Source organism: Pseudomonas sp. BC42 (assembly GCF_021560055.1).
GTDB lineage: Bacteria > Pseudomonadota > Gammaproteobacteria > Pseudomonadales > Pseudomonadaceae > Aquipseudomonas.
On record NZ_CP091067.1, the window covers coordinates 1,580,097 to 1,594,648 of the forward strand.

General features: G+C 64.1%; 11 protein-coding genes. 1 reads left to right on the forward strand and 10 read right to left on the reverse strand.

Features of this window, described 5'->3' with window-relative positions:
- Positions 1 to 46: 46 nt before the first annotated feature.
- The gene (arcD, locus tag L1O02_RS07480) at positions 47 to 1,474 is read right to left on the reverse strand and encodes an arginine-ornithine antiporter (protein WP_108545338.1); all 1,428 of its coding nucleotides are present in this window, start codon (positions 1,472 to 1,474) and stop codon (positions 47 to 49) included.
- A 450-nt stretch (positions 1,475 to 1,924) separates the two neighbouring features.
- Here arcD (L1O02_RS07480) and arcD (L1O02_RS07485) point away from each other — a divergent pair, with 450 nt between their 5' ends.
- Positions 1,925 to 3,352 carry an arginine-ornithine antiporter gene (gene arcD, locus L1O02_RS07485; protein ID WP_235759741.1) on the forward strand — a complete coding sequence of 476 codons (1,428 nt, stop codon included), beginning with the start codon at positions 1,925 to 1,927 and terminating at the stop codon, positions 3,350 to 3,352.
- Positions 3,353 to 3,518: 166 nt separating this feature from the next.
- Here arcD (L1O02_RS07485) and L1O02_RS07490 read toward each other — a convergent pair whose 3' ends face one another.
- The 9 genes from L1O02_RS07490 to gap form a co-directional block, all read right to left on the reverse strand.
- Positions 3,519 to 4,874 carry a CoA transferase gene (locus L1O02_RS07490; protein WP_235759742.1) on the reverse strand — a complete coding sequence of 452 codons (1,356 nt, stop codon included), beginning with the start codon at positions 4,872 to 4,874 and terminating at the stop codon, positions 3,519 to 3,521.
- Positions 4,875 to 4,978: 104 nt separating this feature from the next.
- A complete protein-coding gene (locus tag L1O02_RS07495; protein ID WP_060840692.1) occupies positions 4,979 to 7,123 on the reverse strand; it encodes a methyl-accepting chemotaxis protein in 2,145 nt (714 codons plus the stop codon).
- Positions 7,124 to 7,349: 226 nt separating this feature from the next.
- A complete protein-coding gene (locus L1O02_RS07500; RefSeq protein WP_060845171.1) occupies positions 7,350 to 7,763 on the reverse strand; it encodes a YbaN family protein in 414 nt (137 codons plus the stop codon).
- 116 nt (positions 7,764 to 7,879) lie between these two features.
- Positions 7,880 to 8,488, reverse strand: a complete 609-nt coding sequence (locus L1O02_RS07505) for a biliverdin-producing heme oxygenase (RefSeq protein ID WP_060844427.1) — start codon at positions 8,486 to 8,488, stop codon at positions 7,880 to 7,882.
- 112 nt (positions 8,489 to 8,600) lie between these two features.
- On the reverse strand, positions 8,601 to 11,219 hold the full coding sequence (locus tag L1O02_RS07510; RefSeq protein ID WP_235759743.1) for a TonB-dependent receptor: 2,619 nt from the start codon (positions 11,217 to 11,219) through the stop codon (positions 8,601 to 8,603).
- 122 nt (positions 11,220 to 11,341) lie between these two features.
- On the reverse strand, positions 11,342 to 12,310 hold the full coding sequence (locus tag L1O02_RS07515; RefSeq protein ID WP_060844426.1) for a FecR domain-containing protein: 969 nt from the start codon (positions 12,308 to 12,310) through the stop codon (positions 11,342 to 11,344).
- A 113-nt stretch (positions 12,311 to 12,423) separates the two neighbouring features.
- Positions 12,424 to 12,942: a sigma-70 family RNA polymerase sigma factor gene (locus tag L1O02_RS07520; protein ID WP_235759744.1), complete on the reverse strand. Its 519-nt coding sequence runs from the start codon at positions 12,940 to 12,942 to the stop codon at positions 12,424 to 12,426.
- 73 nt (positions 12,943 to 13,015) lie between these two features.
- Complete coding sequence (locus L1O02_RS07525) at positions 13,016 to 13,480, reverse strand: methylglyoxal synthase (RefSeq protein ID WP_060840687.1); 465 nt, start codon at positions 13,478 to 13,480, stop codon at positions 13,016 to 13,018.
- Between the two features lie 15 nt (positions 13,481 to 13,495).
- Positions 13,496 to 14,500 carry a type I glyceraldehyde-3-phosphate dehydrogenase gene (gap, locus tag L1O02_RS07530; RefSeq protein ID WP_060840686.1) on the reverse strand — a complete coding sequence of 335 codons (1,005 nt, stop codon included), beginning with the start codon at positions 14,498 to 14,500 and terminating at the stop codon, positions 13,496 to 13,498.
- Positions 14,501 to 14,552: the final 52 nt, after the last annotated feature.

Here is a 14,552-nt window from a genome sequence, read left to right on the forward strand (position 1 = left end):
GATCCTCCAGAGACAAAACAATCGGGGTGTGGCTTCAAAGGCCGTGCTACAGGGTCAGGAAGCCGTCGTAGAGTCCGTAGGCCGCCACCAGGGCGCCTATGACCACCGCGGCAAAAATCAGCTTCTCGACGTTGGTGAAAATCGGTTTGTGCAGTTCCATCTTGGCCTTGGCGAACAGCACCACGCCGGGGGCGTAGAGCAGGGCCGAGAGCAGCAGGTACTTGACCCCGCCGGCGTACAGCAGCCAGATCGCGTAGAGCAGGGCGATGCCGCCGATGACCAGGTCCTTCTTGCGTTCGGCCAGGGCCTGTTCGTAGCTTTCGCCGCGCACCGCCAGCAGCACCGCGTAGGCCGCCGACCACAGGTAGGGCACCAGGATCATCGAGGTGGCGAGGTAGATCAGCGACAGGTAGGTGCTGGCCGAGAACAGGGTGATGATCAGGAAGATCTGCACCATGGCGTTGGTCAGCCACAGGGCGTTGGCCGGTACGTGGTTGGCGTTCTCGCGGCGCAGGAACTCCGGCATGGTGTGGTCCTTGGCCGCGGCGAACATGATCTCCGCGCACAGCAGCACCCAGGACAGCAGCGCTCCCAGCAGCGAGATGATCAGGCCGACGCTGATCAGCACTGCGCCCCAGTGGCCCACCACATGTTCCAGTACCGCCGCCATGGACGGGTTCTGCAGCTTGGCCAGTTCCGGCTGGGTCATGATCCCCAGGGACAGCACGTTCACCAGCACCAGGAACAGCAGCACGGTGATGAAGCCGATGACGGTGGCCTTGCCCACGTCCGAGCGTTTTTCCGCCCGGGACGAGAAGATGCTCGCGCCCTCGATGCCGATGAACACCCACACGGTGACCAGCATCATGTTGCGCACCTGGTTCATCACGCTGCCCAGGTCCGGGTTCTTCACGCCCCAGATGTCGGCGGTGAAGATGTCCAGCTTGAAGGCGAACAGGGCGATCAGCACGAACAGCAGCAGTGGTACGACCTTGGCGACCGTGGTCACCAGGTTGATGAAGGCGGCCTCCTTGATGCCGCGCAGCACCAGAAAATGCACGGCCCAGAGCAGCACCGAGGCACCGATCACCGCCGCCGGGGTGTTGCCCTCACCGAAGATCGGGAAGAAATAGCCCAGGGTGCTGAACAACAGGACGAAATAGCCGACGTTGCCCAGCCAGGCACTGATCCAGTACCCCCAGGCGGAAGAGAAACCCATGTAGTCGCCAAAACCGGCCTTGGCGTAGGCATAGACACCGCCGTCCAGATCAGGTTTGCGATTGGCCAGGGTTTGAAAGACGAATGCCAAGGTCAACATGCCGACAGCGGTAATCGCCCAACCAATAAGAACTGCACCGACATCGGCGCTGGCTGCCATGTTTTGCGGTAAGGAAAAGATCCCTCCGCCAATCATGGAACCCACTACCAGGGCGACTAAGGCGCCCAGTCTTAGTTTTCCGGGAGATTCAGACATTGCATGACTCCAATGCAGGAGAAGAGAGACGTCAGAGTAAATCTGCTTGCAATCAGAACAGCTGACTTAGATCAGTTCATTGCGGCATTCCGTTGTGAATGAATGACTTAAGATTTATTGCAGGAGGTAGAATGCTGCCCTGAGAGGGCCATTCCAGAGGCTTTAAACTACTTTTTAGTGGGCGCTCGGATTGTTGTTGTCGTTTGAAACTAGACCCTTTTGGCGAATGTGCAAATCCTCTAGGGTGGTCAACTAATAACCAGTGCGTGATGGCACTTAGTACATGTTTTTAACAAAATACTCGGTTATTCAGTGCCTTCTGAAGGCCATTCTGAAGTCCGCCCATAAAGGCTGTTTAATTGACTGTTACTGTTAGATGCACATTTCTGGAATGTTCATTAATGGCCTATCGTCTTATTGCCCGATCGACTCACTGATGCAGAGGTAGGAATGTCACAACCGGCGCAGAAGCTTCAACTCGGTGCACTGATCGCTCTGGTCGTGGGCTCGATGATTGGTGGCGGGATTTTCTCGCTGCCGCAGAACATGGCGGCCCGGGCCGATGTCGGCGCCGTGCTGATTGGCTGGGGGATCACGGCGGTGGGCATGCTGACCCTGGCATTCGTCTTCCAGACCCTGGCCAACCGCAAGCCGGAGCTGGACTCCGGGGTCTACGCCTACGCCAAGGCCGGTTTCGGCGACTACATGGGGTTTTCCTCGGCCTGGGGCTACTGGATCAGTGCCTGGCTGGGCAACGTCGGCTACTTCGTCCTGCTGTTCAGCACCCTGGGCTATTTCTTTCCGGTGTTCGGCCAGGGCAACACCCCGGTGGCCATCGGCTGCGCCTCCTTGTTGCTGTGGGCCGTGCATTTTCTGGTGCTGCGGGGGATCAAGGAGGCGACGTTCATCAACCAGCTGACCACGGTGGCGAAGATCGTGCCGCTGATGATGTTCATCGTCATCGCCGCCGTGGCGTTCAAGGCGGAGATCTTTACCCGGGATATCTGGGGGCGCAGCAACCCGAATTTCGGCGGGGTGATGGATCAGGTGCGCAACATGATGCTGGTCACGGTGTTCGTGTTCATCGGCATCGAGGGCGCCAGCGTCTATTCGGCCCGGGCGCAGAAGCGCGCGGATGTCGGTCGGGCCACGGTGATCGGCTTTCTCGGGGTGCTGGCGCTGCTGGTGCTGGTCAACGTGCTGTCCCTGGGGATCATGAGCCAGCCGGAACTGGCCAAGCTGCAGAACCCGTCCCTGGCGGCGGTGCTGGAGCATATCGTCGGCCCCTGGGGCGCCTTGCTGATCAGCATTGGCCTGGCGGTTTCGCTGTTGGGCGCCTTGTTGTCCTGGGCCCTGCTGTGCGCGGAGATCCTCTACGCCACCGCCCGGGACCGGACCATGCCGGCCTTCCTGAAGAAGGAAAACGCCAACCATGTGCCGGTCAATGCCCTGTGGCTGACCAACGTCATGATCCAGATCTTCCTGCTGATCACCCTGTTCTCCGCCGGCACCTACACCAACCTGATCTACCTCGCCTCGTCGATGATCCTGGTGCCCTACCTGTGGTCGGCAGCCTATGCGGTGCTGCTCAGCGGCCGAGGGGAAACCTACGAGCAGGCGTCCCGGGAGCGGATGAAGGACCTGTTCATCGCCGTCGTGGCCCTGAGCTACGCCATCTGGCTGTTGTACGCCGGCGGCTTGAAGTACCTGCTGCTCTCGGCGCTGCTCTACGCGCCCGGGGTGATTCTGTTTGCCAAGGCCAAGCGCGAGCAGGGCGAGCCGCTGTTCACCCCGCTGGAAAAACTGATCTTCGGTGCGGTGATCATCGGCGCCTCGCTGGCAGCTTATGGCCTGTACAGCGGCCTGCTGGCGCTGTGACCGAGCGTGTGCCTGATCGGGCCGCGGCCTGGCGACCGTGGCGCGGTTATGCGGCGCGGCAGGGTTGGTCGGCTTTGGCGGCGGTCGTCGCTGCGGGTGGTTCGCTGGCAAGCCAGCGCCCGGGGCGCCGGTAATCCTCCAGGTGGCGGCTTGCCGGCGAAGGCGCTCACCACCATTTGGGGCGATGGGCGCCCAGGGCGGTCGCCGGGCAATCCCACTGCACGGGCGTTGCGCTGATGTGCAACGGCACCTGCAGGCGCCGGGCCGGTCCCCAGGGAGTCTGCTCCTGAAGCAGCCCCTGATCTTCAGGGGTTTCGGCGCGCAGTGGCGTTTCGTTTCCCGTTGACCGGCAATGCTCAACCAGCAGCTTGGCGGTGCGGGCCAGGGACAGGCGCGCCGAGGTGCCCTGGCCGCCACTCAAGGACAGGTTCAGGGCCCGCAGGGCGCTGGCCGCCATCAGGTAGCCGGTGGCGTGATCCAGGGCCTGGACCGGCAGCGGCAGTGGTTGCTCCGCGGCTTTCCAGTCCATGCCGGCTGCGGCGATGCCGGCGCTCATCTGTACCAGGCTGTCGAAGCCCCGGCGGTCGCGCCAGGGGCCGCTCCAGCCATAGGCATTGAGGCTGACCTCGATCAGCCCCGGGGCGATTCGCTGGCGTGTCTCGGCGTCGTAACCCAGGTGGTCCAGGGCATCGGCGCGATAGCCGTGCAGCAGCAGGTCGGCTTCGGCCAGCAGGCCCTCGAATACCGCGCGCTGTTCCAGGTCGTGCAGGTCCAGGCGCGCGCAGCGCTTGCCCAGCGTCACCTCCGGCTCCAGGGCCGGTTCGTTCCAGCCCGGCGGGTCGATCCGCAGTACCTCGGCGCCCAGTCCCGCCAGCAGGCGGCTGGCCACGGGGCCGGCCAGGACCCGGGTCAGGTCCAGCACCTTCAGTCCGGCCAGGGGCCGGGCGCTGGAACCGCTCCAGGTGTTCGGCCGCGAGCCGCGGTGCGGCAGCCAGTGCACCAGGGGTTCGGCGTTGACCGCCTGCCCCTGCGGGTGCGCCTGCCACTGTGCCCAACTGCGCATCTGCGCGGCGCAACCGCCCTGATCGACGATGGCCTGCTCCAGCTCCAGGGCATCCCAGCTGGCCACGCGGGCGGCCATGGCGTCGCGCCCGCTCACCGCGCCCAGCACTCGTTCGGCGGCGGCGCGGTGGTGGGGCGCATTGGTGTGCAGACGAATCCAGCCGTCGCGGCTGGGGTAATCCCCGGCAATCGGGTCCCAGGGGGATGGCAGGCTCCAGCCTTGCGGGCGGATCGAACCGGCGAACCAGAATGAGGCCAGGCGCCGGTCGACGCTGACCTGTGGCCGGTGCCCGGTCTGGCTGTACAGGAGTTCGGCCAGGGCTTGCCCGGCGACGGCGATGCTGGCGCAGGCCAGGTCGGTTACGGCGAAGGCCGAGGGCAGGGCGCCCTGGCAGGTCTGTCGGACGCTTGCAGGCGCCAGGCCCAGCGCGGCCTGGAGGGTTGCCAGTAGTTCGGTCATGACGCACTCCCCGGTTCAGAGGAGGGCATTGCACCCTGAAACCGCCGCCACTGTCGATCACCTTAGGTCATCGGTCGCGGCGGGCGGCGGGGCGAGAATCGCGCTTACACCCGGAACTGATCCATCAGTTTCATCTGTTGGGTGGCCAGGGCGTTGAGCTGGCTGCTGACCTGGGCCGATTCGCTGGCTTGCTCGGTGAGGGTTTCGGTCACGCTGCGGATCGCCGAGACGTTGCGATTGACCTCTTCGGCCACGGCGCTCTGCTGTTCGGCGGCGCTGGCGATCTGCAGGTTCATGTCGCTGATCACGGTGACCGCGTCGCTGATCCTGCCCAGCGCCTGGACGGCCTGATGAATCTGTCCGGCGTTGTTCTGCGCCTGGCTCTGGCTGGCGTGCATGGTGTTGACCACATCGCGGGTGCCGCTCTGGATGCGCTCGATGACCACGCGGATCTCTTCCACCGAGTCCTGGGTACGTTTGGCCAGGTTGCGCACTTCATCGGCCACCACCGCAAAGCCGCGGCCGCTTTCGCCGGCGCGGGCCGCCTCGATGGCGGCGTTGAGGGCCAGCAGGTTGGTCTGTTCGGCGATGCTGCGGATCACTTCCAGCACCGAGCCGATCTGTTCGCTGCTCACCGCCAGGGCCTCGACTTCACCCACGGCCTTGCTCACCTCCTCGGCCAGCAGGCTGATATCCCGGGTACTGCGCTCGATGATGGTCATGCCGTCCTTGGCCGACTGGTCGGCGCCACGGGCGGCCTGGGCGGCATTGGAGGCGCTGTTGGCGACGTCGTGGGCCGTGGCGCTCATTTCATTGGACGCGGTGGCCACCTGGTCGATCTCGCGGAACTGCACCTGCATGCCTTCGCTGGTCTGGCGGGCGATCTCCGAAGACTGGTCGGCGGTGCCGCGGGCCTCGATGATGCTCTGCTTGATCTGGGCGATGGTGGGCTGCAGCTTGTCGAGGAACCGGTTGAACCAGCTCACCAGCTCGCCCAGTTCATCCTTCTTGCTGTAGTTCAGGCGCTGGGTCAGGTCGCCGTCGCCACTGGCAATGGCCTTGAGCATCTGCGCCACGCTGTTGATCGGCCGGGTCACGCCGGAGGCACTGAGCCAGATCAGCAGCAACCCCAGCAGGCCGGCGCCGATGGCCACCAGCAGGGTTTTCAGGGTGCCGCTGGTCTGGGCCTGATCCAGCAGGGTCTGCAGTTTTACCGAGTCTGCCAGCAGGACCTGCCGGGGCAGGTCGATGGTCACACCCCAGGCCTTGGCATCGGCAATCGGACTGAAGGGATAGACCGCGCGGATCAGGTCGCCCTGCTGCAGCACCTTGGGTTGGCCACCGGCAAGTGTCGCCAGGATGTCCTGGCCCTGGGCACCGGCGGTGTCCTTGATGTTCTTGCCGACCTGGGCGGCATCGGCGCCGACCGCTGCCAGCAGGCCGCTGCCGCCCATGATCAGCATGTGCCCGGCACCGCCGAACAGGTTCCGTTGCGCCTCGACGGCGGCCGCTTGCAGGGAGTCCAGGGCGATGTCGACGCCAATCACCCCGATGACCTTGCCGTCGGTCTGCAGCGGCAGGGAGATGGTGGTCATCAGCACCTGTTTCTTGTCCTCGCCGATGGTGTCGGCATAGGGATCGAGCAGGCAGGTGCGGCGGGTGTCACGGGGGCAGGTGTACCAGATGTTGTAAGGCGTGCCGCTGAGGTTGAGGGTGGTCTTGTTCATGTCCTCCTCGACCATCACCGTGTTCAGGGACTTGCCTGCGGGACGGCTCCAGTAGCTGGCGAAGCGCCCCTGTTCGTTGGACGCGCGGCTGGCGTCGTTGGCGAACGCACTGTCCTGGCCATCCAGCGCGTTGCGTTCGTAGGCCAGCCAGATTCCCAGCACCTTGGGGTTGCGCTCGAAGGCGGTTTTCAGGCTGTGGTTGAGTTCTTCGCGCAGGGCTGCGGCATCCAGGCCACGCTTTGCGGCCATTGCCCGCAGATCCTGGACCTGGTCCGCCAGGGCGGTGATCACCAGCTGGCTTTCACCGAAGGTCTTCTGGACGCGCGCGGCCTGTTCGGCCGCCTTGGCCTGCAACAGGTCCTCGACCCCGGCCGTCAGCATCTGTGTGCTGGAGGTGTTGACCAGCTGATTGTTCTGCTGGCTCTGGTACAGATTCATGCCGACGATCAGCGCCACCACGCCCAACAGGCACAGCCCGGACAGCAGCACGATTTTCAGGCGGATGGAGAGAGAGTCGAACATGGGGCGATCTCGCAATAGGTCGGATGGAAAGCACAAAGCCGGCTGGGTCGGATCGCCAAGTCCATTCAGCGCCATGCCCGAAACATCGGCTTGGCCGGCGTTTGCGTGAGTTTTTGCCGACGAACGGTAGGGTCGTTGCGGCGCCCCGCAGTCGCGGGCTTGCCGGCGAGGCGAGTGGCGAAGGGGAATGCCAGTGCGCAGGGCACCTTTGCCGGCCAGCAGGCTTCTACAGGGGCGGGGTGCAGGGTTGCGGCAGGGCTTCGGGGCGCGACCAGATCCACAGGTTGCCCAGGGCCATGCCGGCAATGGCGGCGTACATCGTCCAGTGATGGTTGAGCAGGGTCAGCATCAGGACGGCACAAAGCAGCATGCTGAGGGTGGCGCTGATCTTGGCTTTGCGGCTGACGATCCGGCCGTTGCGCCAGTTGCAGAGGATCGGGCCGAACAGGCGATGGTTCTCCATCCAGGCGCTGAGGCGGGGCGAGCTCTTGGTGGCGGCCCAGGCGGCCAGGAGGATGAACTCGGTGGTCGGCAAGCCCGGTACGACGATGGCGATCAGGCCGATGGCCAGGCTGACATAGGCCAGCGCGCCGAACAGCAGGCGGGAAATCTTCGACGAGGAGGGGCGAGTGGGGGTCATGGCTTCGATGATGAGGTAACGCGCCTTGCGGCTCAATCCGGAGAGCACGCCGGCCGACAAAATACCGTTGCGGGCCCGCGGCACGGACGCTGGCCGCGGGCCCGCAACGACGGGGGTCAGGCGGGTTGTGCGGCGCTGGAGTAAGCCTGTTCCAGCAACACGGTGAAGCGGTTGAAGGCATCCAGCGCGCCTTTTTCCGCCGCCGCTTCTTCTTCGGCGGTGAATTCCAGGCCGTCGAGGATGCGGGTGAAGGTCTTCCAGCCTTCGGCGCGGCCACCGGCCGGCTCGCCCAGGTGCCGGGCGCCGAAGGTTTCGCTCAGGCCCAGGCCCACGGCGCGCTTGATCAGGAACGCGGCGCCGAGCTTGGAACCCTCGGAAACGAAGATCCAGCCCAGGGCTTCGGCCTTGCTCGGGTTGCGCACTGCACCGGCCACCGCTGCCGGGACTTCGGTGTCCAGGTCCGCGAGGTCGGCCTTGGCCGCTTCGGCGCGGCAGCGCTCGGCCAGGTCAGGCACGATGCGGTTCAGTTCGGCATCGTTGTACAAGTCCACCAGTTCCGACTGGAACAGGTATTGGGCGACCACGAAGCGGGCGAAGGCACCCTGGGTCTCGAACGGTGCGTGCGCCTTGACCAGGGCGTCGAGCTTGGCATGGGGTTCGTGGGTGATCTGGTTCAGACGCTGGGAACGCAGGTGATGACGCTGGGAGGAATCCTGGGGGCTCATGCAGATGTCCTTGAGAATGAGAGGCACTTAGTAACTAGACGAACAAGAAGACGCGACACCGTAAAAAATCCTCACTGCCCCGATTGAAAAAGGACAGTGAGGCGCTTTGGCGTCAGATATCCCAGACCAGGTTGACCGAGAAGTTGCGGCCCGGCTGGGTCAGGCGGTCGAGGTTGGCGGGAGCGGTTTGTCCGGCCTCGCCGACGCTGTCGTAGCCGCGCACGTCGTCCCAGTTCCAGTATTTCTTGTCGGTCAGGTTGTACAGGCCGGCATTCAGGGTCAGGTCGTCGGTGACCTTGTAGAAGCCGCTGAGGTCGAGGATGCCGTAGCCCGGGGTCTTGAACTGGCCGCTGGTGGTGCGGCCATCCGGAGCCTTGAAGGTGCTGTTGTCGACCCGGTCCTTGCGCTTGACCAGGGTCCAGCTCAGCAGCGCGCCATAGTTGTCCTGGTCGTAGCCGAGGCCAAACACGCCCTTGAGCGGGTTGACGCTGTTGATCGGCTCGCCGTTGTCATTGTTGCGACCGTAGGCGTAGGCCACCGAGCCGAGGCTGTACAGGCCCTGTGGTGCACCGAAGGCGTCGAGGTTGAGACGGCCCCTGGCTTCGGCGCCCTTGATGGTGGCGTGCTTGATGTTGTTGCTCTGGATCACCGACTGCAGGGCGCCGGCGGTGATGGCGTCTTCGTTGATGAAGTCGCGGTACTGGTTGTAGAACACCGAGACGTCGAAGGAGCCCGCGTCGAAATTGCCCCGCAGGCCGGTCTCATAACCTTTGCTGGTTTCCGGCTTGAGGTTGGAGTTGGGCTCGACGACATAGCCGGTGGCGAGGTTTTCAAAGCGGCCGTAGAGCGCCTTGGCCGACGGCGTGCGGAAGCCCTCGGAGTATTGGCCATAGGCGGTGTAGTGCTCGTCGAAGGCGTAGGTCAGGCCGAGCTTGGGCGAAACCCGATGCCAGGTCTTCTTCTCACTGCTGACCGGATAGTTGCCGGTGGGGTTGGCGACATTGAGGAATTCCTGCGTCAGTTTCGGCTTGAGCTGGGTGTAGTCGTAGCGCAGGCCAGGGGTGAAGGTCCAGGCGTTCCAGCTGATCTGGTCCTGGGCGAACAGGCTGTAGGTGCTGACGGTGGGATCCGGGAAGTCGCTGGATTTTTTCACGCTGTCGCTGGCGCTCGGGCTGGGTGCGCCGATGGCGGTGCAACCTGCACCGACCTTCAGGCAGGTGGCGGTGCCATAGCGTGAGCCGGTGACTTTCTGTTGCTTGAGGGTGGTGCCGTAGGTCAGTTGATGCTCGGTTTCACCGAGGGTGAAAGCCTTGTCCAGTTGCGCGTCCAGTACCCACTGTTTTTCCTGGTACAGGGTTTGCCGCTCCCGCAGCACGTCACGGGCGTTGGGGGAGAACGCCGAGACCGGGTTGTAGCGCTCGGAAGTGCTCTGGTCGGTCTTGGCGATCTGGTAGTTCAGGCTCCACTTGATCTGGTCGGCGATCGGCGATTGCACGGCGAAGCTGTTTTCCAGGCCGAAGCGCTCACGGGTGATGGTGTCGTTGCCGACACGGGAGCGATACCAGTTCTGGCCGACGCCGTTGAGAAACAGGCCGCCTACCGCGCTTTTCTGGTTGGTGTCGCGGTCATCCTTGTACTTTTCGTAGGTCAGGCCCAGGCGAGCATCCGGGGCATAGTTCCAGCCGAGCTTGGCCAGGACGTTGGTGGTGCGGGCGTCTTCCGGGTTGGCGGCGGTGCGGTCGAGGCCGGTGCCGTTGTTGCTGCCGTAGGACTCGGTTTCGTGGCCGTCACGCCGGCTCAGGTGCAACAGGGCATCGAAGTCGCTGGCCCGTCCGGCCACGGTGGCGGACTTCAGCCAGCTTTCGTCAGCCGAGCTGTAGCCGGTCTTCAGGCGCGCGCCGACGTCCTGGCCGGGCTTGATGATGTCGTCGGCGTCCAGGGTGTAGTAGCTGACGGCACCACCGATGGCGCTGCTGCCGTAGAGCACCGAGGCCGGGCCGCGGAGGATTTCCACGCGCTTGACGATTTCCGGGTCGACGTAGTTGCGGTTGGTCTTGGCGTAGGGACCGCTGAAGAAGTGATCCGGTACTTCCACGCCATCGACCTGGGTGAGAATCCGGTCGCTGTCGATGCCGCGAATGTTGTAGCCGCTGATGCCCGCGCGCTGGCCCGCACCGCCGACGGAAACCCCGGGCTCGTAGCGCACCAGCTCCTTGATGGTGTTGACGTTCTGGCGGTCCAGTTCTTCCCGGGTCTGCACGCTCACGGTGCTGGGCACCGAATGGATGTCCTGTTCCTGGCGGGTGGCGCTGACGGTCACTTGCTGCAGGTTCACCGCATTGGCGGCGCTGCGCCGTTCCAGGACGATGTTGTGGTTGCCCAGCTTGCGGTAGCTCAGTTGGGTGCCGCCCAGCAGGCGCTCCAGGGCCTTTTCCGGGGGCAGCGAGCCGCGCACGCCCGGCGATGAAACCCCGCTGCCCAGCTCGGCCGGCAGCCCGACTTGCCAGCCGGTGACCGCGGTAAAGGCGTTGAGCGCCGATACCAGCGGTTGCTGGGCAATGGCGAAGTTGTAGTTGCCCATGCGCTGGCTGGAGGAGGCCGGGGCATCGGCGGCCATCACTGGCGTGGCTTGGGCGCCGGCCAGCAGGATCGCCGCGGTCAGCAGCGACAGGGTGCAGTGTTGCAGGCGGGCACAGGGAACAGAGGATCGGCTGTTGAGGCGAGGGGACATCGAGAGCGCTCCGGGTCGCACGAATCTTTTATAGGTGCAGATGCGCATTCAAAAATGCGAATCAGTTGCATTGGCTATAACGAGACGTACAACCCGGGGTGATCGCGTAAAAATAATTATTCTCAGTTGAGAATGACCAGTGCCGGGTATTCCGAGAGGCGTGCCGAGGTGATGTGGGCCAGGGAGCGCAGCACGTCCAGGGGCTGGTCCAGGCGGTAGTTGCCGGTAACCGCGATGTTCGCCAACCGCTCGTTGTTGTTGACGATCCAGCCCGGGTAATAGCGCCGCAGTTCCGCCAGCACCTGACTCAGGGGGCAGTTCTCGAACACCAGGCGGCCGTCGATCCAGGCCAGGTCCTTGCCGGCATCGAGCCTGGCCGGCGGGTCGAAGCCTTCGGGGCCGACGCGAACGCTCTCGCCGGCGCTCAGGCGCATGCGCTGATCGGCGTGGGTGGCGCGCAGGTCTATGTCACCGCGCTGCACCTGGACCTGGGCGATGCCGTCCAGGTAGCGCACGGCGAAGGCGGTGTCGGCGACGCTGGCCTTGACCGGGCCGGCATCCAGCTCCAGGGGCAGGCCCGGGGTGCCGGGGACCTCGAAGAAGGCTTCGCCCTGGTACAGCCGCGCCACGCGCTGGTGATCGTTGATCTGGCTGGAGAATGCCGAGTTGGTGTTGAGCAGCACCCTGGAGCCGTCTTCCAGTTGCAGGCGCTGGCGTTCGCCCACCAGAGTCAGGTGGTCGGCCTGCAGGCGCAGTGGCAGGTTGCTGAAGCTGAACAGCCCGAGCACCAGCACCGCGGCGACGGCCAAGGGTTTGTAGTGCGGGCGCAGGCGTGCCAGGCGCGAGACTTTCGGCGGTGTTGCCAGGGTCAGTGCGCATTGCGCCACTGGCGCTCCGTCCCAGATCGCCCGGGCCTTTTCAAAGGCCTGGGCATTGAGCGGTGAAGCCGCCAGCCACTGATGAAACTGGCGCACTTGTTCCTCGTTCGGATGGTCCAGCTCGATCAGCCAATCCAGCGCCTGATCCATGGCAAGGGTGCTTGAGTGCGGGCCGGCGGGAGTGGGCGGCTCGGCGCTGTGAGAATCCGTCACGGGTGTTCCTCGGCTGCGTCTGTGCGCGGCTGTTTTTTCAAGAGAGAGCGAAAGCCGGCCAAGGTTAGCAAAGGCCTGGGGCTGACGCAGTCATTGTGCTTGGCGGTTGAGACTCACTGACCGTCGAGACGTTCGGCGACGCCGATGCAGATGGCCATGATCAATTTCAATTCCTTTTGTACCGTGCTCGGCGAAACCCCGAGTTCGTCGGCGATCTGCTGATAGCTGTGGCCGTGCAAGCGGCTGAGGATGAAGATCTGCTGCTGGCGCGGGCTGAGCTGGCCGAGGCTGAGGTTCAGGCGTTCGAGCAGTTGCTCGGCGTGGGCGGCGTCTTCGGCGCTACTGACCGGGGCGGCGACGTTCTCCAGCACCTCGGCAGGCACGTCTTCGAGCAGGGTGCGGCCCTGGATGCGCCGGGCCCTTAGATGGTCGAGGGCGAGGTTGCGCGCGGTCTGGAACACGAAGGGTTCCAGGTGAGTGATCGGCCGCTCGCTGAGGGCCCGGGTCACCCGCAGGTAGGTTTCCTGCAGCAGGTCTTCGGCGGTGCTGTGGTTGTTGACCATCCGCTCCAGGGTTCGCAGCAGGGAAATGCGTTGAGTGAGGAAGACGTGGTTGAAGTGCGATTGACTCACGGCAAGGCCTGATCCATTTTTTCAGCGGATGATAATGATTGTCATCTGCGTCAATGGTCAAGCCTTGCGTGAATTATCCCCGGCCGGCCAGGTAGGCCTGGTAGTCGGGAATCCGGTGCTCGTGGGCCTGGTTCATCAACGGACTGCTGAGCAGGTAGTCGGCGCTGCATTCGTTGCAGGCCACCGCAATGTTCCACACCGCCGCCACGCGCAGCAGGGCCTTGATGTCCGGATCGTGAGGCTGTGGCTCGAAGGGGTCCCAGAAGAACACCAGCAGGTCGACCCGTTGTTCGGCGATCTGCGCGCCCAGTTGCTGATCGCCGCCCAGGGGGCCGCTGATCATGCTGTGCACCGGCAGCCCCAGGCGTTTGCTCAGCAGCAGCCCGGTGGTGCCGGTGGCCAGCAGCTCATGTTCGGCCAGGCGTGATTTCTGCCGCTCGGCCCAGTCCAGCAGAAAGGCCTTGCAATGGTCATGGGCGACCAGGGCGATGCGCTTGCGCGCCGCCATGGTCTTTTGGGTAAAACTGATACCGATCATCGACGAATATCCGTTTTATTCCGCGTTGCACAGGGCCAGGCAGTTATCCAGCATGCGGTTGGAGAAGCCCCACTCGTTGTCGTACCAGGCCAGCACCTTGAGCAAGCGACCGCCGCTGACCTTGGTGTGGTTGGCGTCGAAGATCGACGACAGCGGGTTGTGGTTGAAGTCGCTGGAGACCAGCGGCAGGGTGTTGTAGCCGAGGATCTTCGAATGCTGGCTGGCACTCTTGAGCAGGGCGTTGACCTCTTCGGCGGTGGTGTCGCGCTTGAGGGTCACGGTCAGGTCCACCAGCGATACGTTGATCACCGGCACGCGCACCGCCATGCCGGTCAGCTTGCCCGCCAGATCCGGCAGCACCAGGCCCACGGCTTCGGCGGCGCCGGTCTTGCTCGGGATCATGTTCTGGGTGGCCGAACGGGCGCGGTACGGGTCGCTGTGGTAGACGTCGGTGAGGTTCTGGTCGTTGGTGTAGGCGTGGATGGTGGTCATCAGGCCGTTGTCGATGCCCAGCTCGCGGTGCAGCACCTGGGCCACCGGGGCCAGGCAGTTGGTGGTGCACGAGGCGTTGGAAATGATCTGGTGCGACTGGCGCAGGATGTCGTGGTTGACCCCGTAGACCACGGTGGCGTCGGCGCCCTTGGCCGGGGCCGAGATGATCACTTTGCGGGCGCCGGCAGTAAGATGGGCGGCGGCCTTGGCGCGGTCGGTGAACAGGCCGGTGCATTCGAAGACTACGTCGATCTTTTCCGCGGCCCAGGGCAGTTCGGCCGGGTTGCGTATGGCGCTGACGGCAATCCGGTCGCCATTGACGGTCAGGCTTTCCTGATCGTGCTGGACCTCGGCGTCGAAGGTGCCGTGGACGGTGTCGTACTTGAGCAGGTGGGCATTGATCGCGCTGTCCCCCAGATCGTTGATGGCGACGATCTGCAGATCCTGACGATAGCCTTGGGTATAGAGTGCGCGCAGGACGTTACGGCCAATACGGCCAAAACCGTTGATTGCGATTCGAAGAGTCATGTGCAAACGCCTGTCGTTGAATTTGTTGTTGGAATTACAAGATTATTCGCAT